The 26662-nt window shown below is 37.5% G+C and carries 21 protein-coding genes and 1 riboswitch; of the genes, 15 read left to right on the plus strand and 6 right to left on the minus strand.

Going from position 1 to position 26662, the window contains the following annotated elements; genetic code table 11:
• Window positions 1-166 precede the first annotated feature (166 nt).
• On the minus strand, window positions 167-2464 hold the full coding sequence (locus tag GVN22_RS05620) for a GH92 family glycosyl hydrolase (protein WP_166550069.1): 2298 nt from the start codon (window positions 2462-2464) through the stop codon (window positions 167-169).
• Between the two features lie 390 nt (window positions 2465-2854).
• Window positions 2855-3058: riboswitch (cobalamin riboswitch) on the plus strand.
• A gap of 162 nt (window positions 3059-3220) precedes the next feature.
• Between GVN22_RS05620 and GVN22_RS05625 the strand changes: the two genes are divergently transcribed.
• From GVN22_RS05625 to GVN22_RS05670, 10 genes are all read left to right on the plus strand, one after another.
• On the plus strand, window positions 3221-5188 hold the full coding sequence (locus GVN22_RS05625) for a TonB-dependent siderophore receptor (RefSeq protein ID WP_166550070.1): 1968 nt from the start codon (window positions 3221-3223) through the stop codon (window positions 5186-5188).
• A 63-nt stretch (window positions 5189-5251) separates the two neighbouring features.
• Complete coding sequence (locus GVN22_RS05630) at window positions 5252-5848, plus strand: DUF6580 family putative transport protein (RefSeq protein WP_166550071.1); 597 nt, start codon at window positions 5252-5254, stop codon at window positions 5846-5848.
• A gap of 300 nt (window positions 5849-6148) precedes the next feature.
• A complete protein-coding gene (locus tag GVN22_RS05635) occupies window positions 6149-7081 on the plus strand; it encodes an ABC transporter substrate-binding protein (protein ID WP_166550072.1) in 933 nt (310 codons plus the stop codon).
• A 99-nt stretch (window positions 7082-7180) separates the two neighbouring features.
• Complete coding sequence (locus GVN22_RS05640) at window positions 7181-7684, plus strand: bifunctional adenosylcobinamide kinase/adenosylcobinamide-phosphate guanylyltransferase (protein ID WP_166550073.1); 504 nt, start codon at window positions 7181-7183, stop codon at window positions 7682-7684.
• 37 nt (window positions 7685-7721) lie between these two features.
• Window positions 7722-8426 (plus strand): diphthine--ammonia ligase, encoded by a 705-nt coding sequence (locus GVN22_RS05645; RefSeq protein ID WP_205690797.1) that lies wholly within the window; start codon window positions 7722-7724, stop codon window positions 8424-8426.
• Entirely contained in the window at window positions 8423-9463 is a 1041-nt protein-coding gene (cobT, locus tag GVN22_RS05650) for a nicotinate-nucleotide--dimethylbenzimidazole phosphoribosyltransferase (protein WP_166550074.1), read from the plus strand. Before GVN22_RS05645 ends, cobT begins: the two co-directional genes overlap by 4 nt.
• 251 nt (window positions 9464-9714) lie before the next feature.
• Window positions 9715-10491, plus strand: coding sequence for an adenosylcobinamide-GDP ribazoletransferase (locus GVN22_RS05655; RefSeq protein WP_166550075.1), 777 nt, complete (start codon window positions 9715-9717; stop codon window positions 10489-10491).
• A gap of 10 nt (window positions 10492-10501) precedes the next feature.
• Entirely contained in the window at window positions 10502-11065 is a 564-nt protein-coding gene (cobC, locus tag GVN22_RS05660) for an alpha-ribazole phosphatase (RefSeq protein ID WP_166550076.1), read from the plus strand.
• Window positions 11066-11274: 209 nt separating this feature from the next.
• Complete coding sequence (gene ygiD, locus GVN22_RS05665) at window positions 11275-12153, plus strand: 4,5-DOPA dioxygenase extradiol (protein WP_166550077.1); 879 nt, start codon at window positions 11275-11277, stop codon at window positions 12151-12153.
• 455 nt (window positions 12154-12608) lie between these two features.
• Window positions 12609-13685 carry a Gfo/Idh/MocA family protein gene (locus GVN22_RS05670; protein WP_166550078.1) on the plus strand — a complete coding sequence of 359 codons (1077 nt, stop codon included), beginning with the start codon at window positions 12609-12611 and terminating at the stop codon, window positions 13683-13685.
• Window positions 13686-13909: 224 nt separating this feature from the next.
• Here GVN22_RS05670 and GVN22_RS05675 read toward each other — a convergent pair whose 3' ends face one another.
• On the minus strand, window positions 13910-15460 hold the full coding sequence (locus tag GVN22_RS05675; protein WP_166550079.1) for a M61 family metallopeptidase: 1551 nt from the start codon (window positions 15458-15460) through the stop codon (window positions 13910-13912).
• A 180-nt stretch (window positions 15461-15640) separates the two neighbouring features.
• Here GVN22_RS05675 and GVN22_RS05680 point away from each other — a divergent pair, with 180 nt between their 5' ends.
• Window positions 15641-16171: a DinB family protein gene (locus GVN22_RS05680; RefSeq protein ID WP_166550080.1), complete on the plus strand. Its 531-nt coding sequence runs from the start codon at window positions 15641-15643 to the stop codon at window positions 16169-16171.
• A 174-nt stretch (window positions 16172-16345) separates the two neighbouring features.
• Here GVN22_RS05680 and GVN22_RS05685 read toward each other — a convergent pair whose 3' ends face one another.
• From GVN22_RS05685 to GVN22_RS05700, 4 genes are all read right to left on the minus strand, one after another.
• Complete coding sequence (locus GVN22_RS05685; RefSeq protein ID WP_166550081.1) at window positions 16346-17161, minus strand: universal stress protein; 816 nt, start codon at window positions 17159-17161, stop codon at window positions 16346-16348.
• Between the two features lie 356 nt (window positions 17162-17517).
• Window positions 17518-19383: a patatin-like phospholipase family protein gene (locus GVN22_RS05690; RefSeq protein ID WP_166550082.1), complete on the minus strand. Its 1866-nt coding sequence runs from the start codon at window positions 19381-19383 to the stop codon at window positions 17518-17520.
• A gap of 47 nt (window positions 19384-19430) precedes the next feature.
• On the minus strand, window positions 19431-20024 hold the full coding sequence (locus GVN22_RS05695) for an HD domain-containing protein (protein WP_166550083.1): 594 nt from the start codon (window positions 20022-20024) through the stop codon (window positions 19431-19433).
• A 132-nt stretch (window positions 20025-20156) separates the two neighbouring features.
• Window positions 20157-21632, minus strand: coding sequence for an adenylate/guanylate cyclase domain-containing protein (locus tag GVN22_RS05700; RefSeq protein WP_166550084.1), 1476 nt, complete (start codon window positions 21630-21632; stop codon window positions 20157-20159).
• Between the two features lie 113 nt (window positions 21633-21745).
• Here GVN22_RS05700 and GVN22_RS05705 point away from each other — a divergent pair, with 113 nt between their 5' ends.
• The 4 genes from GVN22_RS05705 to GVN22_RS28385 all read left to right on the plus strand — a co-directional run bounded on the left by GVN22_RS05705 (window position 21746) and on the right by GVN22_RS28385 (window position 26331).
• Entirely contained in the window at window positions 21746-22690 is a 945-nt protein-coding gene (locus GVN22_RS05705) for a YafY family protein (RefSeq protein ID WP_166550085.1), read from the plus strand.
• A gap of 103 nt (window positions 22691-22793) precedes the next feature.
• Window positions 22794-23294 carry a DinB family protein gene (locus GVN22_RS05710; protein ID WP_166550086.1) on the plus strand — a complete coding sequence of 167 codons (501 nt, stop codon included), beginning with the start codon at window positions 22794-22796 and terminating at the stop codon, window positions 23292-23294.
• 502 nt (window positions 23295-23796) lie between these two features.
• The gene (locus GVN22_RS05715) at window positions 23797-24900 is read left to right on the plus strand and encodes a LysM domain-containing protein (protein WP_166550087.1); all 1104 of its coding nucleotides are present in this window, start codon (window positions 23797-23799) and stop codon (window positions 24898-24900) included.
• Window positions 24901-25110: 210 nt separating this feature from the next.
• Window positions 25111-26331: a LysM peptidoglycan-binding domain-containing protein gene (locus GVN22_RS28385; RefSeq protein ID WP_166550088.1), complete on the plus strand. Its 1221-nt coding sequence runs from the start codon at window positions 25111-25113 to the stop codon at window positions 26329-26331.
• Window positions 26332-26662: the final 331 nt, after the last annotated feature.

Below are 26662 nucleotides of genomic sequence, written 5' to 3' on the forward strand. Positions count from 1 at the left end.
AACTTGACTACCAAATTGTTACCCTAAGCGTCTTGCCCACCTTAAACTAAAAAAGCGCTTTCTGATAAAGTATCAGAAAGCGCTTTCAAAAAGTTGTATTTTGCTTAAATAAATATGTAAAAGCTATGGGGTTTCTGAAAAAAGTACCACAACCATAATCACAATTTTACTTCACAAACGAATAAGGAATGTCTGTCTCCGATACACCTCTGTTCGTGGCTGGGCTTGACTGCATCAAGAAATCCAAAGTAGCTCCTTTTTGCAAATCATTGTGACTCAACCAGTTTTTAGAATAATCTTTGCCATTCCATTTCAAATTGCCAATGTACTTATTATCAGCGCTATTATTTGGCGCTTTAATGACAACTTGCTTACCATTCTCAAGTGATAAGGTAACTTTTTTGAATAATGGAGCACCTAATACATATTGGTCAGTACCCGGGCAAACAGGGTAGAAGCCCATCGCTGAGAAAACATACCAAGCAGAAGTTTGTCCGTTATCTTCGTCACCACAGTAGCCATCTGGCGTTGGTTGATAAAGTTTATTCATTACTTCACGCACCCAATATTGTGATTTCCAAGGCTGTCCCGCATAATTATACAAATAAGGCATGTGCTGAATAGGCTGATTGCCATGTGCATAATTACCCATATTCATAATTTGCATTTCACGAATTTCATGAATCACAAAGCCATAATATGAGTCATCAAAAACGGGTGGAACAACAAACACAGAATCCAACATATTAGCAAATTCCTTTTTACCTCCCATCAAATTTGATAGTCCTTTAATATCGTGGAATACGCTCCAAGTGTAATGCCAAGAGTTACCTTCTGTAAACGCATCGCCCCATTTGAACGGGTTGAAAGGTGATTGGAATGTCCCATCAGCATTTTTACCACGCATCAATTTATGACTTGGGTCATAAAGGTTCTTGTAATTTTGTGAACGTTTTGCAAATCGCTCTAATTCCGAAGCAGGCTTATTTAATGCTTTTCCTAACTGATAAATACAGAAATCATCATAAGCATATTCAAGGGTACGAGCAGCATTTTCGTTGATTTTTACATCATAAGGCACATATCCTAAATCGTTGTAGTATTTCACACCTTTACGACCTACTGATGTCAAAGGACCTTCATTTTCACTATTTTTCAACATTGCTTGATAAAGTGTTTCAATGTCAAATCCTCTGATACCTTTGATGTACGCATCAGCGATGAGCGATGCCGAGTTTGAACCAATCATACAGTCACGGTGCCCAGGACTTGCCCATTCTGGAAGAAATCCACTTTCCTTGTAAGCATTCACCAGACCCTCCATAATATGAGAGTTGAGGTCACGGTGCATCAGGTTGAAAAATGGAAATACCGCACGGAAAGTATCCCAAAATCCATTATCTGTAAACATATATCCTGGCAATACTTGACCATTATAAGGGCTATAGTGTACGACCTTTCCTTTAGCATCTAGTTCATAGAATTTTCTTGGAAAAAGCATGGTACGATACAAACAAGAGTAAAACGTACGAGTTTGATCTACGCTGCCACCTTCAACCGAGATTCTCGAAAGATTTTTGTTCCAGATACCTTTTCCTAAGTTTTTGATTTCTTCAAAAGATTGGCTTCCAACTTCTTTTAGGTTAATTTCGGCTTGCTCAAAACTGATAAAAGAAGAAGCAATTTTTGCTGTTACCTGTTCACCACGTTTTGAGATTTTGAATCCTACAACCGCCCCAACATGATTATCTGTTACTGATAATTCATTCGTAAGCAATTCTTTAGCTTTCCAAACGGATTTAAAGGTAATAGGCTTGTCAAATTGAATAATGAAGTAATTCTTGAAGTTTTCAGGAACGCCACCACTGTTTTTGGTGGTATAGCCAATAATCTGATTTTTTTCAGGAATAATTTTTACAAATGAACCTTTATCCAAAGCATCAATTACCACGAAAGCGCTGTCAGTTTTGGGAAAGGTAAAACGCATCATAGCTGCACGTTCCGTAGGTGTGATTTCGGTCGTAACGTCATGATCTGCCAAATACACACTGTAGTAATAAGGCTTGGCAATTTCGGATTTGTGTGAAAACCAGCTAGCACGTTGGTCTTCATGAAAACGAATTTTACCTGTGATAGGCATAATTGCAAACTGACCATAGTCGTTGATCCACGGACTTGGTTGGTGGGTTTGTTTGAAGCCACGAATTTTGTCGGCATCGTAGGTATAAGCCCAACCATCGCCCATTTTTCCAGTTTGTGGCATCCAGAAATTCATCCCCCAAGGCAAAGCAATGGCTGGATAGGTATTGCCTGTAGAAAGACTTGGTTTTGAGGCTGTACCCATCAACGGATTAATCCATTCTACGGGGTCATTTACTTTATCAACGGTTTGGGCTTGTGTACCGAGCGTCAAACTGCCGAATAAAAGTGTTAAGATTTTTGAGTTTTTTAGAAAATGGGTCATTTTTTTAAAATTTCAGGGAGTAAAAAAATGTTTGATTATAGAATTAATGTAAAAAATTGAGATTGGCTTTGAAGTTAACAGATTTGTTTGAAATGATTATACGCATTTGCATGAGAGTCCGAAAAATAAAAGTTTGTGACTTTCTGGTTTTTTTTGAGTAATTTAAGAAAGCACTTATTTTAAATCTATAAATTTTGCTAACAATTAAGTATAATTACTTATTTTATTATTAATAATAAATACTCAAATTTGTAACATCAAAGTGCTTTTACAATGAAACAAGACTTTCGAGAGCCACCATTGTGGTTATCATAATAATATTTGGTGTAGTTTGGAATAGCGTATCGATTTAGTTGATACGCTATTTTTTTTGTCCTAATTTTTTGCCTAACTTTGCCAACAGTTTATGGTGCTTTAGTTTTTCCCAGTAAAAACCTCAAAGCTTAATAGGGAATCAGGTGTGATACCTGAACTGTCCCCGCAACTGTAACACTCAATCGTGTCAACTCAATCCTCATAACCACTGAAGCAATTCGGGAAGGTTCGAGTTTGACGAGTGAAGTCAGGAGACCTGCCGTAGATTATTCTTGATAGGCGCTTACGGAGGATGAGCAAAAATCGAGCGTTCGCATAGTATTTTCGCTTTTTTTATTGACCATTATCAACATTTTTAAACAGTTCTCTGTGCTGTCTTTTGCGGTATTAGAATGAATGTTTTGAAATGGGTGAATAAAAAAATGGAAGTTCAAATTCTAAATGTTTTATTCTTCAAAGTTTATTCCATCAGTAGTAATGCTTGCCTTATGTGCAAGTGTAGAAAGTATTGCTCAAAATTCAGAAAAGACTCAGGTACTTGATGAGGTAGTGGTTAGTACAAACAAATATCCTCAAAAGCAGTCTCAGTCAGGAAAGGTTGTTACAGTAATTGATGCTGCTACAATCCAACGTAGCAAAGGTAAAACCATAGGCGAGTTGTTGAATCAACAAGTTGGTCTTACGGTAATTGGTTCTCAGAATACACTTGGTACTAACCAAGATTTGTATTTGCGTGGCGCAGGCGCTGGTTATACCTTGATTTTGGTCGATGGCCTGCCTGTATATGACCCTTCTGGTGCTTCTACGTCGTTTGACATCAACTTGATTGCCATTGATCAAATCGAGCGTATCGAGATTTTGAAAGGCGGTCAGTCTAGCTTGTATGGTTCTGATGCTGTAGCAGGTGTCATTAATATTATTACGACAAAAAATAGTGGTAAAAAATTAGGTCTTGGCGGAAGTTTGGCAGGTGGTAGCTATGATACCTACCGTGCTAGTGTAAATGCAGGTGGTCAGTACAAAAAAACGACCTATGGTTTGTCGTGGAATGGTACTAAATCAAATGGTATTTCTGCGGCTAAACAGCCAGAAACAGCCAAAACTCCTTATGATAATGACGGATTCAAGCAGAATAATTTTCAGGTAAAATTGGGGCAACAGGTAGGTGAAAACTTAACATTGAAAGCTGATTTGATGAGTAATTATTACAAAACTGACTTGGATGCAGGGGCTTTCAAAGACGAAAAAGACTATACATTTGAAAATAAAAACTTGCTTTGGTCTGTTGGCGGTGCTTACCAATTGAAAAATGGAAAGTTAACGGTCAATTTTCAGCAAACCAATGGTCAAAGGGTATATGTCGATGATTCTGCACATGTAGAAGCTGGAGCATTTGCTAACTATTCTTATGGATACTATCGTGGGGTAGCAAGATTTGCGGAGGCTTACTACGCTCATACATTTTCTGATAAAATCAAATGGGTATTAGGTGTCGAAAACCGCTGGCAAAATACCGACCAAACGTATGTGTCTATCAGTAGCTATGGCCCTTATGAGAGTCCAGCTATTAAAGCTTCAACAGCCAATACAAGTTTGTTTAGTGGCTACACTTCTTTGAATTTACAAGACTTCAATGGATTTGGTTTAGAGCTTGGTGGACGTTACAACAATCATTCTATTTATGGTAATAACTTTACGTATAATGTTAATCCGTTCTATTGGGTTGGGTCAAGGTTAAAAGTATTAGCTACCTATTCTTCAAGCTACAAAGCGCCATCCTTATACCAATTATTCTCTCCTTATGGCAACGAAGCTTTGAAGCCAGAGGTAGGTAAAACAGGTGAAATCGGTGCTCAATTTTTTAGCAAAAATCACCAATCATATATTCGTGGGGTGTACTTCAATCGAAATATCAAAGATGTGATTGCTTATATCAGTATCAATCAAGACCCTTGGGGACGTTATGTAAACTTGAGTCAACAAAAAGACCACGGGTTTGAAGTAGATGCTCAATGGGGTATTGGCAAAGCACAAGTGAAAGCTAATTATACCTTTGTAGATGGCGAAGTAACTACACAAGTAGCTGGTAAAGACACCACCTATGCCAATCTTTTCCGTCGACCAAAGCATACAGTTAACGTAAATGTGGCTTATCAAATCTTGAAAAATTGGTCAGCTCAATTAGCACTTCGTTCGGTAAGCAAAGCAAGTAGTGGTCCTTACGACGATGCAAAAGTTGTTCTCGGAAATTACACAACATTAGATTTTTATACAGAGTATCAAATCAATTCGACTATCAAATTATTCTTTGATTTGAAAAACCTTACAGACAAGGAGTTTTCAGACGCGCCAGGCTACAATAGCCGTCGTCGTAACTTTATGGCTGGAGCGGTATTTAGTATTCACTAAAAAGCAAGGCAAGGTAGAAAACATTGTTTTTCTGCCTTGCTAACAGTAAAAACGATTACAAACATGACAAAAACACAACTAAATCCACGTGTAAGTCTGCTACTATCAATTGTAATTTTGGTAGGAACAGCACGTCTCATCAACGCCTCATGTCTCAATCCCTTGAGCAATTTTACGCCAATTGGCGCTATGGGCTTATTTGGAGGTACTTATTTTACTCAACGCTTGAAAGCCTTCGCATTTCCTTTATTGACACTTTTATTTTCTGACTTAATCATCAATGGGATAATTTATGGAGGAAAATACGGTATCATGTATAGCGGCTGGATGTATAACTATGCCATTTTTGCAGGAATAGTATTACTAGGAAAAGTCTTGATGAAAAAAGTAAATCTTCAAAATTTCTTATTGAGTGGTGTAGCTGCATCGGTAGGATTTTGGTTGCTGGTTGACTTTGGTGTTTGGTTTGGTGGAGGTATGGATATTCGCACAGGCGGACCACTTTCAAGAGATTTGAATGGCTTAATCCAATGTTATATCCAAGGATATCCATATATGCTTAATTTTTTAGCAGGAACATTGGGTTATGGTGCCGTGATGTTTGGCGCGATTGAATTTGCAAAAATTAAATTACCCAATATTGCCTTTGAACAAGCTTAGTATATAGTTCTGAAAAATCTGGTTAATTTTTCAAAGTAACACTCTTTAATTTCTCAATCATACCTATAACCTATTGTTTAATATATACTCGGATCAACTATAGTAGTTCTCACCTTTTTTTTAATAATGAATTGTAAATTATTGATAATCAGTAGTTTGTTTGTTTTGAATAAAATTCAATAGGTCTTGAGGTAAAAGTTTAAAAATGTTTCTTCGGCAACTATAGAAACATTTGCCGAAAGCTGATAGCCCAAACTTTACAGCCAATTACTCTCCAAACCCCATAGCCATTTATTTAATATGAGAGCCTGTTCTTTTTTACCAGCTGCTACCCAGATGATTTATGATATGAATCTTCAAGGAAACCTTTATGGTGTGACATTTGAATGTAGTACGGAATCCCGAAAGGAAAAAGCAATTGTGGTGCGTTGTGTATTGGAGGATAATAACTACACGAGCGATGAGATTGATAAAATTTTCTCTTCTTACAAAGCCCAAGGAAAAAGCCTTTATTACGTAGAGCAGGAGCGTCTCGAAAAAGCCGCTCCAGATGTGGTTTTTACACAGGATGTTTGTGAAGTTTGTCAAATAGATACCGTTTGTACAGCTAGTGCTGTATCTCAACTTCCAAAAGTTCCTGAGTTGGTAGCACTTACACCCAAAAATCTCAAGGATGTATTTGATTGTGCCATTCAGATTGCAACAGCGTTGGGAAAAGAAGAAGCGGCGTATGAGTATTTATCCAAACTCAATGCTAGAATAGACGTGGTAATTGATACCCTACGTAAACACAAAGCACCCGTTAGACGAGTGAGCTTATTGGAATGGATTCAGCCCGTATATAATTGTGGACACTGGATACCTTATCAAATTGCTTTTGCAGGAGGAATCGATATGCTAAGTAATCCTGCGGGCTACAGTATTGTGACTGATTTTGATAAAATAAAACGTTATAATCCAGAAGTTTTGGTGATTGCCCCTTGTGGATTCGAAACCGAACGTGCTAGAGAAGAGTTATTTCTGCTCGAAAAACAACAAGGCTGGGATGAACTTCAAGCTGTGCAGAACAAACAAGTGTATTTGGCTGACTTTGATATGTTTACTCAACCAAGTGCGTCAACACTAGTGAATGGAATAGAGGTATTAGCCGCTTTATTTCATCCTGAAATTTTTGAAATACCAGCACATTTAAAACACAAAGCCGTAAATATCTACGAATCAGTATTGGTGTAGGTATTAGTGCTGAGTTTCGATTGTAAAAATGTCCTTACTTAAAGTAAATGAAATTCCGAATGCTGAAAGCCTAAAGCCAACAGCTATAAATATAATACCATGATTTGGATGATTACTGGCGGTGCCAGAAGTGGGAAAAGTAGCTACGGACAAAATCTTGCCCTCAGTTTTTCGCAATCCCCAACGTATCTTGCCACGGCAAGGCATTGGGATGGTGATTTTGAGAAAAGAATCGAGCGCCATCGTGGCGATCGCGACGAGCGTTGGACTTTGATAGAAGAAGAAAAAAATATCAGTAAAGTAATCGAAGTCGAAAAGGTGTATATGATTGATTGTGTAACACTTTGGTTGACGAATTTTTTTATTGATGAAAAAAATGATATTGAGGTTTGTTTAAGCAAAGCCAAACAAGAAATTGATGAATTGGCAAAGCTCAATGCTACGATTATTTTTATTACCAACGAATTAGGAATGGGCGTGCACGCTGAAACTGAAATGGGACGAAAGTTTGTAGATTTGCAAGGATGGGTCAACCAATATCTTGCCCAAAAATCAACAAAGGCAACCTTGATGGTAAGCGGGATTCCTGTGCAGATTAAGTAATTTTAACTGAATTTTGCTCCTAAACTATTATTTCAACATGACACACAAAGCCCTCATGAACTGGTCGGGAGGTAAAGATTCAGCATTGAGTCTTTATCATGCGCTAAAAGACCCTAATTTGAGTGTCGAGACGCTTCTTACCTCGGTTAATGACTCCTTCAAACGTATTTCTATGCACGGAGTACGTGAAGAGTTGCTCCAACAGCAAGCCAAGAATATTGGCAAACCTCTTGTAACGCTTCGTTTACCAGAAACAGTTTCCATGGAGGAATATCAGCAACGAATGGCTGAGACATTGAATCCATTACTGGAACAGGGGATTACGCACTCTATTTTTGGGGATATATTTTTAGAAGATCTTCGTAAGCACCGAGAGGAGCGTTTGGCTCAACAAGGTATTACAGGTGTTTTTCCTATCTGGAAAAGAGATTCGATGGAATTACTAGAAGAGTTTTGGTCTTTGGGCTTTCAAACCATTGTGGTTAGTGTGAATGGAAACTTATTAGATAAAAGTTTTTGCGGCAGAATCCTCGACAAAGACTTTGTCAATGACCTTCCACCCAATATTGACCCTTGCGGAGAAAATGGTGAGTTTCATACATTCGTTTTTAAAGCACCCTATTTTAGCCAAGAAATTCAATTTGAGGTAGGAGAGACCGTCGACAAGACCTACGAATACAAGGATGCAGCCCTCAACATGCACCGCACAACACATTACTTTACAGATTTGATTCCTTTATGAAAACGTTCCATATTCCCGTGCCTGACTCATCTATTTTAGAGGCTATTCAGCATAAAATAGATTTCAAAACCAAACCACTAGGCGCACTGGGGCAATTAGAAAAACTTGCTTTGCGAATTTCGCTGATTCAACAAACTTTAAATCCTTCCTTACAAAAACCTCATTTAGTCGTATTTGCAGGTGACCACGGTGCTGCACAAGAAGGCATCAGTAAATATCCTCCCGAAGTGACCTATCAGATGGTTATGAATTTTGTGCAAGGTGGGGCAGCAATAAATGTCTTTTGTCGTCAACATAACATTACCCTAGAGGTGGTAGATGCAGGTGTTAATGGTACTTTTGAGAAAAACCTTCCTATCATTCACAATAAAATTCCAAATACTTTTGGCACGAACAATTATTTGAAAGAGCCTGCCATGAGTATTAAAGAAGGACAAAAATCCATTGATAGAGGAGCTGCACTCATTCAAAAGATTTTTGAAAATGGTTGTAATATCATTGGTTTTGGTGAAATGGGAATTGGCAACACCTCCTCAGCAAGCTTGATTATGAGTAAAATTTGCAAATTACCATTATCCGAATGTGTGGGTCGAGGAACGGGACTAGATGACCAAGCGCTAAAAACTAAATTACAACTTCTACAAAAAGCCCAAGATTTACATCGCAGATTAGATACCCCACTAAAAGTTTTGACGGCATTTGGTGGTTTTGAAATTGCTCAAATGGTAGGAGCTATGCTACAAGCAGCCGAACTAGGTATGATTGTACTGGTGGATGGATTTATCGCAACATCTGCCTATTTGATAGCGCATCAAATTGAACCTAATATTTCGCATTATGCCGTTTTTTGTCATCAATCAGACGAGAGCGGTCACAAGGCTATGTTAGATTTCCTAGGAGCCAATGCTTTACTCAAATTGGACTTACGCTTAGGGGAGGGCTCAGGCTGTGCCTTGGCATATCCTATTATCCAATCTGCGGTAAACTTTATGAACGAAATGGCTAGTTTTGAGTCAGCAGGAGTATCCAATGTTTAGCTTTGGGCTGTAAGCTGTAGCTATATGAAGTATGCTGAAAGTATAAAAGTGTTTCTAATGAAATTATGATTACATTTTTTCCTAATGCCTACAGTATATTAATGCAAAATAAAATTTAATTTTTGAGCTTTAGGCTTTCAGCTTTGGGCATTTGGCAAAAACATATTTATTGTTACAGAAAAACATTTTAACACTCTGTGCCTTGTGCCTGTTGCCTTGTGCCTAAATCAGAAAAATTAAATTATCTTATCATGCTAACTCGACAGTTCCATATTTTTCTCAATGCCCTCATGTTTTATACTCGTATTCCTGTGCCCAAATGGATGAAACATGACGAGGATATGCTCAACCAAGCAACTGTTTATTTCCCAGTGATAGGTTGGATTGTAGGCGCTATTTCGAGCCTTATTTTTTACCTATTTTCACTGGTATTGCCTTTCCCAATTGCTATTCTTTTGAGTTTGGTTGCAAGTATCCTAACAACAGGTGGGTTTCATGAAGATGGATTAGCTGATGTTTGCGATGGATTCGGTGGAGGCTGGACCAAACAGAAAATATTGGATATTATGAAAGACTCACGTTTGGGAACATTCGGGTTGTTGGGTCTTGGGTTAGCGCTTGTTTTAAAGGTAAGTAGCCTCTTTTACATCGGAAAAGATTATCAAATTTATGCTCTCATGTTGGTACATCCACTCAGTAGATATGCGGCGCTGTCGATGATTTTTACCCATGAATATGTGCGTGAAGATGCCCTAAGCAAGGCAAAACCTATAGGAAAGAAAATAGGAATAAGTGCTTTTTTCGTTGCTTCTATCTTTGCTTTAATACCAATGTTAATCATTGTTTATGTCACGCAAGATTGGAGAATTATTGGAGTATTGATTCCTGTATTCTTAATGCGAGCCTATCTGGCTAGGTATTTTACCAAATGGCTTGGTGGCTACACAGGCGATTGTTTAGGTAGCATTCAACAATTGACAGAGGTTATCGCCTATTTGTATTTAGTGGGAATTTGGACAGTAAAATAAGATTTTTATCATGGATATATATCTGATTCGACATACTTCTGTAGATGTTCCCAAGGGACTGTGTTATGGGCAAAGTGATGTTTCTTTGGCAAAGACCTTTGAGGAGGAAGCAAAAGTTATACAAAAGAAACTTCCATCGACCCAAGTGGATTTTGATTTACATTCAAGCCCACTAAGTCGTTGTACTCATTTGATGGAATTTTTGTTTCCAGAAAAAGTATTCCAAACAGATAAAAGGTGGATGGAGATGAATTTTGGTGATTGGGAAATGAAGCTTTGGAACGATATTCCAGAGCAAGAAAGTCAAATTTGGATGCAAGACTTTGTCAATGTTCAGACTCCCAATGGTGAAAGTTTTTCACAAATGATAGAAAGAGTAAAAGCTGTTTGGGAAGAAACTTTACAACAAACTACAAACGATAAAATCATTGTTTGCCATGGTGGCTTATTACGAACGATTTTACATTTAATTTTAGAAATTCCCGCTCAAAAAGTCTTCGCAGTCGATATTGATTATGGCGCAGTAATCAAAATACAATATCAATATGGCTTCTTTAAGGTAAAGTTCTTGTAAATTTTCTCTTCAAAAATCCTTTTGTAAGCTAAATTATCCTTGTGTAGAAATGAAAGACGTAAAATATTACGTCTCTTCTTGTGTGAATCTCTAAATCACTCAATACCAAACTCACTCAATATATTTCGTGTATATACATTAAATTTTACTGTTCATGAAATGAATAGATAATAATTATTGTTACCTTTATAGAAATTTAATGTATATACATGAATCGCAAAGAGTTTTTAAAGGCTATGGCAATATTGCCAGCCACTATGAATATGGATATCAAGGCTTTAAACGAATTGGCTAATGCTCCAAAGACGGAGAGAATGCCTGCATTTTTCTTAGGACATGGTAGTCCGATGAACGCAATTGAGGATAATGAGTTTTCGAGAGGGTGGAAGAAAATAGGACAGGATTTACCTAAACCACGTGCCATTCTTTGTGTTTCGGCGCACTGGGAAACGAGAGGTACTTTTGTTACTGCCATGCCCAAACCGAAAACCATCCATGATTTTGGAGGCTTTCCTCAAGCTTTATTTGATGTGCAATATCCTGCACCGGGAAGTCCTTCGATTGCTTTGGAAACTAAGCAAGCGATTCATACCACAGAGGTTGGTCTCGACGAACAATGGGGCTTAGATCATGGTGCGTGGAGTGTTATTAAGCATATTTATCCAAAGGCCGATGTTCCTGTTTTGCAGTTAAGCTTAGATTATACCAAAGCACCACAATATCACTATGACTTGGCAAAAGAAATTGCCAAATTACGGGATAAAGGCGTATTGATTGTAGGGAGTGGGAATATCGTTCATAACCTCCGCCGTTTGGCTTGGGACAAAGCTCGTTTGCCAGAATACGGGTATGATTGGGCATTGGAAGCTAATGAAATGTTGAAAAAAATGGCAGTAAATCAAGACCATAAATCTCTGATTAATTACCAAAGTTTAGGCTCGGCTGTACAATTGGCTGCGCCTTCACCAGACCATTATTTACCATTGCTTTATACGCTTGGAACACAGCAAGCCCAAGAACAAGTGAGCGTATTCAACGATAAGACTGTTTTAGGAGCAATATCGATGACTTCTTTCAAAATATCATAAGTATAAGATGTTATTAGTTGGTTGTATATCAGTTATTTGTGAAAGCGCTTATAGTCTCTAAAATAAGATTATATGCTACGATAGTTTGAGGCTTGGTCTCAAACTATCGTTTTATACAGTTTAAAACTGTATAAAAAAATGAGTCCAAGACTAAGTCTTGAACTAGTTAGTCTTCACGATTACTTAGTGCATACAATAAAAATAAGACATAGATATATTTTGAGTTGAAATGCAAAAACTATTACTTCTCTTTGTGGCTTTGTTGCTATGCTCTTTTCTCTCAGGAACTTCACTCGGCAGGACAATAAATTCAGCATAAATTCATAGATTTGAGCTAAACAGTGAGAAATCACATCATATCCAATTTTCATAAAACATGAAGATATTGGATGTAGTTGATTGTTTTAACAAACAGATTACATACACATATCTAAATTGATTTAACTACCAAAAACATGTCAGTTCAAAAAATCAAAGTATTGGTTGTCGGTTGTGGAAATATGGGTGCCTCGCACGCCACAGCCTATCACAATTCAGAAAATTTCGAGATTTGCGGAATTGTTTCTACAGGAAAAAGTAAGGAGGTGCTCAATGACAAATTAGGAGGAGGCTATGCTCTTTTTAATGACTATACAGAAGCCTTAGAAGCTACTAAACCCGATGCAGTTTGTATCTCGACTTATCCTGATACCCATGAAACCTTTGCCATTCAGGCATTAGAAGCTGATTGTCATGTGTTTATCGAAAAACCATTGGCTGACACCGTAACTGGAGCTGAGAGAGTAGCTGCTAAAGCAAAAGAGAAAAATAAGAAAGTTGTTGTTGGATATATATTGAGACATCACCCATCCTGGGAAAAATTTGTAGAGGTTGCTTCTGGATTAGGACGTCCTTTGGTTATGCGCATGAATCTCAATCAACAAAGTCATGGCTATATGTGGGATGTGCACAGAAATTTGATGAAAAGCCTTAGTCCGATTGTAGATTGTGGCGTTCATTATATTGATGTGATGTGTCAAATGACTCGTTCTAAACCATTGCAAGTCAATGCTATTGGTGCAAGATTGACCAATGATATTCCCGAAGGAAATTATAATTATGGTCAATTACAAATTCGCTTTGAAGATGGTTCAGTGGGCTGGTACGAGGCTGGTTGGGGACCAATGATGAGCGAAACGGCGTTTTTTGTCAAAGATGTTATTGGACCAAAAGGCTGTGTATCGATTGTTGCCAAAGAAGCAGGTGGCGTAGGCAAATCTGATAATGTGGATGCCCATACTAAAACGGAATCTTTGCGTGTACACTATGCGGATATTGATGGAAATAATGCTTTTACTAAACCTGATGAATGGATTAACCTCACCGACGAGCCAGATCATCAAGAGCTTTGTAATAGAGAGCAAGCATACTTCTTAAAAGCAATCCAAGAAGACCTGAACTTAGATGACCACGTGGAAGATGCAGTTAATAGTTTAAGAATTGCGTTTGCTTGTGACGAATCTGTCAAAACTGGGTTGCCAGTGATGTTGTAGCTACTGTGAAGTTATCAGTTAATGGTGTATCTGTTATTTGAATATAAGTAGTAGGAAATATTAATTTAATAGTATATCTGAGGTGAAAGTTTGCTATAACTTTTTGAATATGAGTGCCTTCAAATAACGAATATACTATTAACTAATAACGTCTTCTTACTTACTAGAGGTATTTTACAAATTCCTAATCGGTTGCGACTTCAGTCGCAACCGATTAGGAATTGTTATTTTTCTCCTAACCAACTTTTTAAAATAGCCTCTTGCTTAGGTGTAACAGTAGCTTTTCTTGAAACAGTCCATTTGTGAGTTGCGTCGTCGGCTTTTACTTCCAAACCAGCGTATCCCAAATAAGTGGCATAATCCAACTCTTTGGTGCTATAGATATAGTCAAATTCTACACTCAGTGATTGTCCTGCAATTGTTTCACAAGCCTGACGGAATTCGGCGTCCGTGAAGCCTCTACTGAGTTTTTTGTAATAATAGTGATACAAATAGCTCATGACATTGTCTAATGATTTTTGGTTATCAGTTGCATTTCTAATAGCTAAATCAACAATCCAGCCTACTAGGGGGCCTTTTTCGTAATAAGAAATTGATTTTGAAGCATCTTTTCCAGATGTTCCGAAAGGTCCGTCTTTCCAAGTATCATAACTGGCCTGCGCTAGGGATTGATGTAATCTGCCAGGGTTGTTTTGAATATTCGTGATGTTTCTTGAAAGATTAGTTAACACTTCTTCCTCGGAGATTAGCCCCGCTCTTTTGACTAATAAATACTCATAATATACAGTCAAACCTTCGCTGATCCAAAGCTGATTGGTATGATTCATTTGACTGTAATCAAATGGACCTAACTCAAAAGGACGAATTCTTTTTACGTTATAATGATGGAAATATTCATGCGTCAAAAAGTTCAATATCTTTATTTCAACATCTCTATTGCTTAGTTTTTCGCCTGTAAAACTAACGGTTGTATTGTTCAAGTGCTCAATGCCGCCATTTCCTGGACCGATTCCAATAAAAGTGTATTCATTATAAGGAATATCGCCAATAAGCGTTGTAGCTTGCTCGATAATTTTTTGAAGCTGGTTCATAAGACGAACTTTGTCGAATTCGCCCATTTTATAACCCACAAAGCGGTGTTTTTTGCCACCAACTACAAACGATGGTAACTCTTCAAGACTTCCCGAAAGGATAGGGCAGTCGTATAAAATGTCAAAATCTGGTGCAGTAAATTCATGTTTTTTCCCTGAAACTGGTGTCAAACCAGTAGTCACATCTTTCCAAGGCGTTTTTACTTTAACATGCACTGGGCTCTGAAGAAATTCGGGTATATACAAAAAAGCTGCTGTAGTAACAACGTAGGCATGAGTGGTATCTACTACGGCCGCTGCAACAAAATTGCGTTTGGCGGTTACCGAATAGTTGATGGTAAAGGGTGTATTTTTTTGTAAAACTAGTTGCCAAACATTATCCCCTTTTTTGTTAAGCGTCAACAACTTTCCTTTAGCATCTTTTGCCTCAATTTTACTGATTTGTTTGGCATAAGACATAATTTGATAATACCCTGGCATCCATTGAGGCATCGTAAAATCTAAGGTGTCTTTCGGAAATCCACTGCTATGTAATTCAACGGTAAAAGTTTGATTTTGAGGCTTACTGAAATCAATGGTATAATTAAATAGTGCTTTTTTAGAAGATTGGGCTGTTGCGTTTTGAAAAACTACAAATAATCCAATCACTAGTAGCTTAAAACCCTTTTTGAAATAGTTATTCATCGAAATTGTGCAATTAAAAGGTTAATGAAGGTAAAGAAAACAATTTACTTAATTATTCGATGCAATATACGTTTGGGTTAAAATTTGCTAAGAATGGATAATTTTTGAATTGATTTATGAAAATGACTGGACTGAGTGTTTTATCTTTCGAAGAATATTTATTTCTAAACAATCCAATTCATGAAACTTCAAAAATTACTCTCAATGATTTGTTTGTTTTTGGCTATTTCTAGCCTTGCAAACGCACAAACATCTAAGGATGAAATGATAAAAGAGTGGGAAAGAGCCAAGACCTATACAAAGGAATATCTCGATGCAATGCCAGAGTCTGGTTATGCCTTGAAGCCCACACCAGAAATGCGCTCATTTGCTGAACAAATGTTACACTTGACAGATGGTAACTACGGTTTTGCAGCAGCAGCTTCTGGTGAAAAAAGTGCTTTTGGTCCAGGAGAATTGGAAAAAACAACGGATAAGTCTAAGGCAAATGTCTCTAAAATTGTATTGGATGGATATGATTTTGTGATTAATAGTTTGAAAAAAGTACCAGCAGATAAAATGGGAGAAACGATCAAATTATTTAATCGTTTTGAGATGACTAGAGGTACAGCCTTTACTAAGTGTTTTGAGCATCAAACACACCACAGAGGTCAAACAACGGTTTATATTCGTTTGGCAGGAGCGAAGCCACCGCAGGAAAAGCTTTTCTAGAGCTTTGGTTAATTTAGTGAATTAGGATTGAGTGAATGAGTGATTATTAATACGGGACAAAACAGATAAAAGTGATTCAATAGTTTTGACTTTGTCTCGAATCAGTTATTTCAATTTATGTTTTAATCAATGATAATAATCGCTCATTCACTCAATCTCAAATCACTCAATAATCTAAAGGTTCAGTGAAAGTAAAGGAACATTACTTTCAGATGCCATCATACGGGTTTTACTTCTATGAACCATAGAGCTCAAAAAGCCATATTTATATGGTACCATCACCAATAAATCAGAACTGGTTTCTTTTATTTCATCCTTAATAGATTCGACTACACTATCAGAAGTTACGTTGTTGTAAGAATAGTCGATACCATCCAACCCTGCATAGATACTGTCCAAATGCTCGGTATCTACCGCACTGAGCTCATGCTGTTTGCGACAAACATAAAACACCTCCACTTTAGCCCCAAAACTTCTGGCAACAGATTTCACTCTTTCCAAAATGATACCATGAACGCCTTTGGTGACATCACAGGCAAATAGAATTTTTTTGATTCCTTCAAATTTTACACTTTTAGGAATTGCCATAATAGGATATTTGATTTTGTTGATAACCAGAGTAGTGGTATTCCCTAATAAATCTTGTTCAACCGATTTCTCAGGCATTCCCAAAACAAGCATATCTGCTTCATGCGTTACAAAACAACGATTTAGTTCGTCAGTTATATCTCCAGAAGCAATATGAGGTGTTACTTTGATTTGGTATTCTTTTTCGAGTTTTTGGGCAGCTTCAGCCAACTCTAACTTCGCTAAGGCTAATCCATGATTCATTGAATTACTTGAAGTACGGGCGTTCAGGGCGTGTATAGACACATTATGTAGGTTGAACAATACCAACTCCAAGTTTAATGCAGCCGCAGCTTGTGCCGCATATATAGTAGCATTTTCGGCTTCTTCCGAAAAATTCGTTGCAACAATCACCTTTTTCATAGCCTTGATGTTTTAAGCTTTCTACTCATTTATGGAAAGCAAGTTATATTGAATAAAAGAACAAAACACTCTTGAAAAGCAGGTTTTGTATTAACTTTCATCATGGAATATGTGGTTTCAATCCTCTATTTATTAAACGAAATATGGGCTTTTTTCGTTGCAAAACCAAGTTGAAAATGATATTATTTTGCTAAAAAATTGAATAAAATAAATTTTAAATTATTTGAACCTTTTTGTCACGGGTGAATAAATTCACCCGCTAATTGGAATTGTTGGTCAAGAACTTTTCGTTTCATCTAATCATCTTTTTCTCACAAAATAGGTAGGTAAGTTTCAATAGTTTGCTTCTAACAAAACTATTCTCTATAAAATCTTAATTCTTCTTCTGACATATTTTCAAACATCTTTTTGGCATGCTGATAGCCGATTTCGTAGATTTCATCAAAAGCTTGCCAATTGAGAATGCTGTATTTGCGTAAATCTGGATTGATATAGAGGTCTGTGTATTTTTTAGTCTCGCTTTGTCTGGCATCGCTGTATAACACTGTGCTATTCAAAATGATAGACATGAGGAGGGGCATTCGGTATTTTTGGTCTTTTTTACTGCGAAATCTATCTTTTAAAATTTCCCAACCAGAAGGCATTTTGGTAATAGAGAGTTTGTTGGGTTTATCAATAAAAAAGTCTACTCCAATGATTTTGGCAACGCCCATTTTATTCATAATATCCGTCGGGAAGTTATTGAATGTCCCGCCATCTACTAGAAAATCTTGATTGTCTATCACAGGAGGAAAAACCCCTGGAATAGAGCTACTGGCACGCAAATACTTGGTAATAGAGCCTTTGGTATGTAATACTTCTCGAGCCTCCGTAAAATTACTAGAGACAAAATAGCAGGGAATCCAAGTATCTTCGATATTTACCTCTTTTCCAACACTACTGACAATACTATCAGAAATCATTTTTTCGATTCTATGTCCTTTAATCAAAGACACGAATGGCAATAAGGTATAATCTTTGGTTGGGTTGAAAAACGCGCCTTTTCTGGCATTTTGTTTTGCTATTTCAGGAGAAATATCAAAAGCAACCAAAGAAGACATCATCGCGCCAACACTTGTGCCTCCCACAAAATCGATAGGAATATTGAATTCTTTCAGTGCCTGATATACACCCAAATGTGCAAAGCCTTTGGCGCCTCCACCTGCTAGTACTAAACCAATGGCATTGCCAGAAATAACCCTTGCAAGTCGCTGTAAATCAGCAATTAGGTGGGGTCGAATATGGAAATGCCTTTGTACATTGCGAGGTTTTAACCACTGATCTGTAAAGTGAGGAATTCTGGTTCTTTCATCGTGTAACAAGATTAGGTTTTTGACAGCTGGTTTGGCCTGTGTTTTGATAAATATCTCTTTTTCAAAAGCTGTCAACGCTGGTGAATCTTCTGCCGAGGCAAGTAGATAAATTTCGTCGGCATTACGGATACAACGTTTGGTCCATTCGGTGTTAGCACTATCACAGAGGTACAACATCAAGTCATATTTAGACTCTTGTTCGTCGAGCCACTGACTGAGTTTTCGATAATGTGCGGTATCACTTTTGGCGGCTTGAGCCAAATTTTCTGTTTCGTGGGTATGATTAATGAGATCAGACGAAAGTATTAATGTTCTGCCTTTTCGTTCGAGATAGGGAAAAAGTTTATCTATGAAATCTCCGTGATTCAGGGTAGGAGAAACTCCTACAAAACAAATATTAACAGGTTTTTTAACGTTTTTTTTGAGCGATTGAGAATTGCGAAGACGATTGATGATAATTTTGGAAACACTCATCGAAATCAGCGGATATGCCTTCAAAATTTCTTCAAAAAGCGCTTTTGTTAGTTTTACTAATACGCTATCGCGGGTAGCCACAATACTGGCGCCTCGCGGTTCGCCTGTAAACAGAGCCATTTCTCCCACCGTTTCACCTCTGATAATTTCTCCTACGGTCAAATTTTCACCTTCAGCTGTTGTGATATATGCTCGAAGACGACCGCTAATCACAAAATACAAAGAATCGTCCACCTCATCTTGTCTAAATAAGATTTCGCCTCCAGCCAATTCTATCCACTCCAATTGCGGCTCGATGAGTCCAAGCATTTGGGTATCAAATTTGCCGAAAACACTGGATAGACTATTTACCAATAAATCATGTTGATAGTCTTTTATTGGATAATTTTGTTGCATAGTTTAAGTTGTTCGATTTGAGATTTGTTTGAAAGTAGACTTTGAGCTTAGCCATTTGAGGTATCTTGGCTTGAGCGTAACTCTTCTATTCTTCTATTCTTTTCTTCTGTTCGTTCTTTTTGGTTTGTTGAGGTAAAATAAGAATGTTTCTCTAGAAAATCTATCTGGATTTGCGTCCAATTTTGCTTTGAGTCAAGACGTTCAAAATGCAAGAGCTCCTGATGTAAAGTCTCAACAATGGCGTAATAATTAGCTCCACCCAAATAATCTAGGTCGGCATCACACAAGATCTTTGCGAGTAAATTGTCAGGCGATTGGGGGATTTTGGTTGCTTTTATCAAATTTTTAATGACTGAAATCTGTGCCATGTTATAGCCATAGTTGGGCAAAATTTCTTCTGCAATTTGACAGCTAACATCTTCATGATTGTCGTACGAAATGAGAAATCCTGCGTCATGAAAATAGCATGCTGTAACCAATAAGATAAGGCTTTCTTCGTCGGAAATACCTTCAGAAGAAGCGACTTCTTGCGCTCGTTTTGCGACAGAGCGCGTGTGATTGACATGATGATAGCTAAAAGCAGGAGAGAGTTCCTTCGTCAATCGTTCTAAGATATATGTTCGAGCTAATGCGAGGTTCATCTTATTGTAATCCAAATGTGATAAGTACTATAATTGGGTTTTCAGCAATCAGTAATGGGTGGTCAGCAAAATGTTTTTATCATTTCATAAGAGACATAGTATTGATATTTAAAAATTTACATTCACTACTCACTATTCAGCATTATTACTGAGTGGTTTTTCAATAAAATACATATCAATTTCTCCCTTATTTTTTGCCTGAATTTTTCCTCGATAATGACAAGCAAAGTGATTTTGAATTAACTGATATGTATTACCAGAGATATTGATTTTGCCAACTTCGCTTTTGCTTTCCATACGAGAGGCGGTGTTAACGGTATCGCCCCAAATATCATAGGCAAACTTTTTGACACCCACTACACCTGCTACCAATGGACCCGAATGCACGCCAATTCTAACTTCAAAATAGGGTTTTCCTTGGTCTTTTCGCTGTAATTCTCGTTTTTTCATAAATGCCAAAATCTCCCATGCTGCTCGGATGACTGCTACTGGATGTTGGGCGTTGGGAATCGGTATACCTCCAGCACAGAGATAGGCATCACCAATGGTTTTGATTTTTTCGATAGACGGGTATTTTTCAAGAATCAAGTCAAAGCCTCTAAAACAGTAGTCTATTTCTTCTATCAATTCCTGTGGAGAAAGCTGTTCGCTGATTTGAGTAAAACCCTTAAAGTCGGTGAACATGACTGTTGCCAATTCGTAATACTGAGTGGTGGCAGTCCCTTTTTCTTTTAGTTCATCAACCAGTTCGGAAGGCAAAATGTTGAGTAACAATTCGTCAGAACGTTGTTTTTCTACTTCGATGATTTCGTTTTTTTCTTCTAATTTCCGATTACTTCGTTTTTTGTTAAAATACAAAATCAATAGAAAAAGCACCAACAATAAAATCCCTCCAACAATTACTAACATCAGTTTTTGAACGACTTTCTGTTTTTCGAGTGCCAGGTCTTGAATGGCTTTTTCTTGGCGAAGAATTTTGATTTTGTCAGCTTGCTTATCGAGTTGTCTTTGTTTTTTGAGAAGCATAGATTCCTTCTCCGAAATATCCCCACTTAGTTCATTAATGGTTTGTAAGGAAAGAGCTACTTCGCCTTTTGACTGTTCTACTTCAGCGTTTTTCTGTTCCAGTTCTAAGCGTTTTTTTTCGGCTTCTTCTTTTTGTAAAGCCAATTCCTCTTGGTCTTTTTTGAGTTCTTCTTCGGCTAATAGTTGCTGTTTTTGTAGTTGAACAATGTCATTTCCAATATGTTGGTTGATTTCTTCGAGCAGGTCGTTAGCCTTATTACGCTGTTTGCGAGCAGTAGACTTATTGCCCAACTTCCCGTTGACCAACGAAAGTTGCAGATAAGCAAATGCCATTCCTTTTTTGTAGTTGGCTTTTTCTCCCAGACTCAGGGCTTGATTGGCGTAAATCAATGATTCATTGAGGTTATTTTCGAGCTCATATTCTTTCGAAAGATTCAAAAGAATATCTGTTTTGGGGATTTCTCTGGTTTCAGTTTGCAAACGATTTTTCCAAAGTTCAATGGTTCTATTCTGTGCTAAAGAGAATTGAATCGATAAACTGAAAATAATAGCGTAGCAGCAGATGAGCGTTTTAGTTTTCATAATTCGTTCGAAGTGTAGCTTAAATATACTAAAAGGAATTTTATATCAGCCTAAGAAATACGAAATTTGCGTCTTGAATTATTTTACCCCAAACCTAGAACAACTATATTCTCATGAATCGTATTGATAGAGTAACGGCCATTTTGATACAGCTTCAATCCAAAAAAGTGGTAAAAGCCCAAGAGCTTGCCGATAGATTTGAGATAAGTCTTCGTACCGTTTACCGCGATATTCGTACGCTTGAGGAGGCGGGTGTACCCATCATTGGCGAAGCTGGCATCGGGTATAGTTTGATGGAAGGTTATAGGTTGCCTCCTGTCATGTTTACCAAAGAAGAAGCAACGGCCTTTTTGACGGCTGAAAAATTGGTGGAAAAACTTACCGATGAACAAACTCGAAATACCTATCAGTCTGCTCTTTTTAAGGTAAAGGCAGTATTGAAAATGACCGAAAAAGATTATCTGGATACTATCTCAAGTCATATTGAGGTGTTGGATAATCCCTACTTACCTAAGCATCATGATGAAAGCAGTCATATCCAAACTTTACTACAAAGTATTGCCGAAAAACGATGTGTGGAAATGCTTTATTTTGCCAATCATAGTCAAGTCGATAGTCAGCGAATTATTGAACCAGTGGGGATATTCTTACAGGCTACCGCTTGGTACTTGATTGCCTATTGTCATTTAAGAAAAGACTACCGACATTTTAGGATTGATAGAATTAAGGAACTGAGAAATACACATCAAGCCTTTGCAGGCGAGCATCCTTCCTTGCAGACCTATTTGCCCAAATTTAGTCAGCGAGAAAATCTGACTTTAGTGAAGATTTTGGTACAAAAAAATGTACTACGTTACTTTGGTGACCAGAAATATTACAATGGTTTTGTCGACCAAAAAGATAGGGGCGATAAAGTAGAAATGACTTTTCTGACGGCTTCTATCAGAGGTTTTGCGCATTGGTTTTTGAACTTTGGCGAATATGCCGAAATCCTAGAGCCACTTGAACTTAAAGGTATGGTGAAAGGTATTGTTTTGAAAATTTTGGAAAAATTATAGAAATGGTAAAAAAATGTCAACCCTACTGACATAGGGCTGTCACTATGGGCTTGTTATTTTGTAGTGTTCTCAATCAAAAACAAAATAATTAAACCTTAAAACCATGACCGTATTATCAGCACTCCAGCAAGAGCTTGAAAATGAAGCCAAAACAACTCGTAAGATGTTGAGCATTGTACCTGCCGACCAACTGGATTGGCAACCACATCCTAAGAGTATGACATTAAGAAGCCTGTCGATTCACGTGGCAGAATTACCTTCTTGGGTTCGTATGGTATTGGAGACCGATGAATTAGATTTTGAAAAAAATCCTTACTCTTTACCTAAAATCAACACCTCAGAAGAATTAGTAGATTTCTTTGAAAAAAACTTGTTAGATTGTCGTGATGCACTTGCAACAGCCGATGTAAGTACTTTCGACAAACCATGGACTTTACGTGCAGGAGAAACTATTTACAGCTCAGATCCTAAGGTGGATGTGATTCGAATGACTTTTTCCCAAATTATTCATCATAGAGCACAATTAGGAGTATTTTTAAGATTACTAAACATTCCAATCCCTGGAAGTTATGGTCCTAGTGCCGATGATATGAGTTTTGCTTAACAATTATCAATATTTTGAATAATAAGGATATTAATCTTTGGATTAGTATCCTTTCTTTGTTTTATTTGTATAGTTATAATTGACGTATAAAGGTGATTATCGGGAAAAATGGTATTTGTCATTTTCTCATAATTCAACAGCAATAAATCTATCATTGATGGACATATTCTTTCTTCTTTTAAGTCATTTCATACGTAACTACTTTGACACAAAACCATTTTTAAACTTATGATTATTAACCTAAAAAAGCCAATTTTAAAATCTTTCCAACCATTACGCCGTCCCCAACAAAGGTAGTTAGCCCAGCATAGCAAAGAGCCTTTACGCTAATCCGCTTATTTAGTTATTTATTGGTTTTCTCCACGACACCTTTCTCGAAAGGTTCCAGAAGTCTCCCTTGATTTTATCACTCAACTATTTATTCAGCTTCGCCATGAATTGAAGCGAATTCCGTACATTCGTACCTTCTTACAAAATCATTTATTAGAACCCACGATAACCTATGACGCATACCGTTCAGAGCAAAGAAACCCTCTACAGCATTGCTAAAAAATATGGCTTGACCGTTGAGCAGATTATTTCACTCAATAACCTCGTTTCTACGAATCTTAATATCGGCCAGAATCTAATTGTTTCGTTGCCATCGCCTATAACACCTAACAAACCTGTTACAACAGTTAAGTCAATTTACGAGAAGCGCAATATATTTTTAGTAGAGAAACTCCCCAAAGTTGGTTATAATACCTTTACGATTTCGTATCCGACCCCAGCAGGAGTCCAAAAAACAGGGATATTCAGAGATAATTACCCTTCGCCCAACAGGGTAAACTCCAACGGCGTAAGTTATGCAGGAAAAAATGCCTTTGAGACGAATACTAGCTATTTTCAAGATTTGTGTCCACAGCCATTTTATTTGGAGGTATTACATCATATCGCCAAAAACGAAGGCTGTTTTGATGCGGTAAATAGCTATGACAAAGCCATTTTTTCATTTGGTTTTTTGCAATTTACAGGAGCTCAGGCCTCAGGCTCAATTTTGTCTCAAGTCTTGTATCGTTTTAAGCAAAGAGATGAATACGCCTTTAATGACTGTTTTGGTCAGTATGGCATGGATATAATAGCAGGAGCCAAGCCCGTTTTTAGAGTTGAAACTACTAAAGGTATCTTGGAAAACGATGCTGCGTATATGGAGGTAGCGAATAATCTATCTTTGACAGGAGCTTTTATTGCTAGTAGTTATAGACGCAGCATGGTGAGAGCACAGGTAGAATTAGCTTTGGAGGAATACGTCATGAAGGCGGTAGCGCCTACAGTAAAAGTCAATGTAAATGGCGTGTTGATAGCGCTTAATGAAATTCTCAAAACAGAAGGAGGTTTTGCAATTCGCATCGATTTGGCTGTTAATCGTGGTCTTACGGGGTCATTAGCTCCCATTCAGGCGGCAATCACCCAGGTGGCGAAAGAGTCTAAACTTTCTACCAGTATGCAATTAGCCAAAATCAATGAGCGTAGGGTAGTGGAGGTATTGGCACAAAATGAGCCAGACGCGCTGAAAAAGCAAAGAATTCTAAAGTTATTGGATGGATCTTTTAGTTTCTGGAAATAAACCATTGTAAAAACCATTTCGTATTGAAGATTGCGGATTTCGGAAACATTTAATCCGCAATCTCCGATCCGAAATGGTTTGATAATTCAATGCTATTCCCCATGCCAGCAGTGCCTTTTACTCAGTTATGAACCTATACTTTATTTTCTGCATAGTATTTGTTTAATTTCGAAAATCAACCGAACCTTTTAATGTATTGCACACAAAACTATGGCAACTTATACCGTACAACCCAAAGACACTCTTTATAGTATTGCGAAAAAATTTAATATTAGTGTAGATCAGCTAAAGCAATTTAATAATCTGTATGATAATAATATTTCGATTGGTCAGACACTAAATGTTTCCTCAGGAGGAGGCTATACCCCTTCTTACAGTGACCCTGTATATCCTAGCAATAATCCTGTTTACCCCAATACGGATCCTGTTTATCCGAATAACTCCAACTCAAATTATGGTAGCTCTTCGTCAGGAGGAGGAAGTAGCTATTCAGGTTCAGGAAGTGGTGGCAGTACAGCCTCAAGTATTTCCTCTTTTGTGGTAAGAAAAGACAATAAAGGCAGCTATAACAGCATTGTGATTTCGTATCCATCAAGTTATGGAACAGACTCAACGGGTACTATGCGTGATAACTATCCCTCACCTAATTTGGTAAACCCAAGAGGGGTTTCATATTTTGGTAAATCGACATTTGATTCACAACGTTACCAATTTGAAGATTTGTTACCAAAGCCTTTTTACGCAGACGTATTACATTTTATTGGTAAAAATGAAGGCTGTTTTGATGCTGTGAATAGTTATGACAAAGCTATTTTTTCATTTGGTTTTATTCAGTTTACAGGAGCTTCGGCAAGTGGTTCGATTTTGAGTAAGGTGTTACAAAGAATGAAGCAGAACAATAGCGATGCTTTTTACAATTCTTTTAGCAAGTTCGGAATAGATGTTTCAGGTTATGGTGCACCAGTGGTAAGTGTCAGAGGGGCTTCTGGCGATGCAGCATTTACGGCTGTGGCAAACGATTTGCAATTGACGGGTGTATTTATCGCTTCAGGTTTTGAAAGAGAAATGATACGAGCTCAGATTCAAATCGCTCAGGAGGAGTACATGAATAAAGCACTGTCGGAAACAACGGGCATTGGAATCTTTGGTCAACAAGTGCCTTTAAATCGCATTTTATTTTCAGAGGGAGGCATAGCGTTACGAGTAGATTTAGCCGTCAACAGAGGACTATCTGGTTCGTTGGCAGTACTCCAAAAAGCGGTTACTCAAGCGGCCAGCTCGCAGGGTATTTATTCAGCTTCGGGATTAGGTTCAATCGATGAAAGAAGTGTTGTGCAGGCCGTCATCAACAACGATGTGGAACAGTGGAAAAAAGACCGTACACAGAAACTTTTGAATAGTGGTTTTAGCTTTGATAAGTATTATGGATAGAGAATTAGTAGTGTACGAAGGAATGTAATACCCATCCATTTCAGATATCGGATGTTGGATTTGGGAATTGTAATCTACTTTTTTTTGTGAAAAAACAGAGGGATTTTACTTTATTTCCGAAATCAGAAATCCTAAATCTGCAATAGTTTGAAGTCCTTCATTCCATCTTAATAGAGAATAACGAATTGTATTTTTTGAGGAAATGCTGAATTATTTCCAGAAAAAAAATGTAGTATAGATTTGGCGTTAATTAGAACATAGCAAATGTGTCTGATTGACGCTATTTAAGTTTGAAATTCATTGTTTAGCTCGAAAGAGAGGCATTTCGGTA

This window comes from Cellulophaga sp. BC115SP, from assembly GCF_009905545.1.
Classification (GTDB): domain Bacteria; phylum Bacteroidota; class Bacteroidia; order Cytophagales; family Spirosomataceae; genus Flectobacillus; species Flectobacillus rivi.

What these genes read in the sequence shown, in the direction of transcription:
- GVN22_RS05620 (WP_166550069.1), bottom strand. Translation starts at nt 2,464, where the DNA reads ATGACCCATTTTCTAAAAAACTCAAAAATCTTAACACTTTTATTCGGC.
- GVN22_RS05625 (WP_166550070.1), top strand. Translation starts at nt 3,221, where the DNA reads ATGTTTTATTCTTCAAAGTTTATTCCATCAGTAGTAATGCTTGCCTTA.
- GVN22_RS05630 (WP_166550071.1), top strand. Translation starts at nt 5,252, where the DNA reads ATGACAAAAACACAACTAAATCCACGTGTAAGTCTGCTACTATCAATT.
- GVN22_RS05635 (WP_166550072.1), top strand. Translation starts at nt 6,149, where the DNA reads ATGAGAGCCTGTTCTTTTTTACCAGCTGCTACCCAGATGATTTATGAT.
- GVN22_RS05640 (WP_166550073.1), top strand. Translation starts at nt 7,181, where the DNA reads ATGATTTGGATGATTACTGGCGGTGCCAGAAGTGGGAAAAGTAGCTAC.
- GVN22_RS05645 (WP_205690797.1), top strand. Translation starts at nt 7,722, where the DNA reads ATGACACACAAAGCCCTCATGAACTGGTCGGGAGGTAAAGATTCAGCA.
- cobT (WP_166550074.1), top strand. Translation starts at nt 8,423, where the DNA reads ATGAAAACGTTCCATATTCCCGTGCCTGACTCATCTATTTTAGAGGCT.
- GVN22_RS05655 (WP_166550075.1), top strand. Translation starts at nt 9,715, where the DNA reads ATGCTAACTCGACAGTTCCATATTTTTCTCAATGCCCTCATGTTTTAT.
- cobC (WP_166550076.1), top strand. Translation starts at nt 10,502, where the DNA reads ATGGATATATATCTGATTCGACATACTTCTGTAGATGTTCCCAAGGGA.
- ygiD (WP_166550077.1), top strand. Translation starts at nt 11,275, where the DNA reads ATGAATCGCAAAGAGTTTTTAAAGGCTATGGCAATATTGCCAGCCACT.
- GVN22_RS05670 (WP_166550078.1), top strand. Translation starts at nt 12,609, where the DNA reads ATGTCAGTTCAAAAAATCAAAGTATTGGTTGTCGGTTGTGGAAATATG.
- GVN22_RS05675 (WP_166550079.1), bottom strand. Translation starts at nt 15,460, where the DNA reads ATGAATAACTATTTCAAAAAGGGTTTTAAGCTACTAGTGATTGGATTA.
- GVN22_RS05680 (WP_166550080.1), top strand. Translation starts at nt 15,641, where the DNA reads ATGAAACTTCAAAAATTACTCTCAATGATTTGTTTGTTTTTGGCTATT.
- GVN22_RS05685 (WP_166550081.1), bottom strand. Translation starts at nt 17,161, where the DNA reads ATGAAAAAGGTGATTGTTGCAACGAATTTTTCGGAAGAAGCCGAAAAT.
- GVN22_RS05690 (WP_166550082.1), bottom strand. Translation starts at nt 19,383, where the DNA reads ATGCAACAAAATTATCCAATAAAAGACTATCAACATGATTTATTGGTA.
- GVN22_RS05695 (WP_166550083.1), bottom strand. Translation starts at nt 20,024, where the DNA reads ATGAACCTCGCATTAGCTCGAACATATATCTTAGAACGATTGACGAAG.
- GVN22_RS05700 (WP_166550084.1), bottom strand. Translation starts at nt 21,632, where the DNA reads ATGAAAACTAAAACGCTCATCTGCTGCTACGCTATTATTTTCAGTTTA.
- GVN22_RS05705 (WP_166550085.1), top strand. Translation starts at nt 21,746, where the DNA reads ATGAATCGTATTGATAGAGTAACGGCCATTTTGATACAGCTTCAATCC.
- GVN22_RS05710 (WP_166550086.1), top strand. Translation starts at nt 22,794, where the DNA reads ATGACCGTATTATCAGCACTCCAGCAAGAGCTTGAAAATGAAGCCAAA.
- GVN22_RS05715 (WP_166550087.1), top strand. Translation starts at nt 23,797, where the DNA reads ATGACGCATACCGTTCAGAGCAAAGAAACCCTCTACAGCATTGCTAAA.
- GVN22_RS28385 (WP_166550088.1), top strand. Translation starts at nt 25,111, where the DNA reads ATGGCAACTTATACCGTACAACCCAAAGACACTCTTTATAGTATTGCG.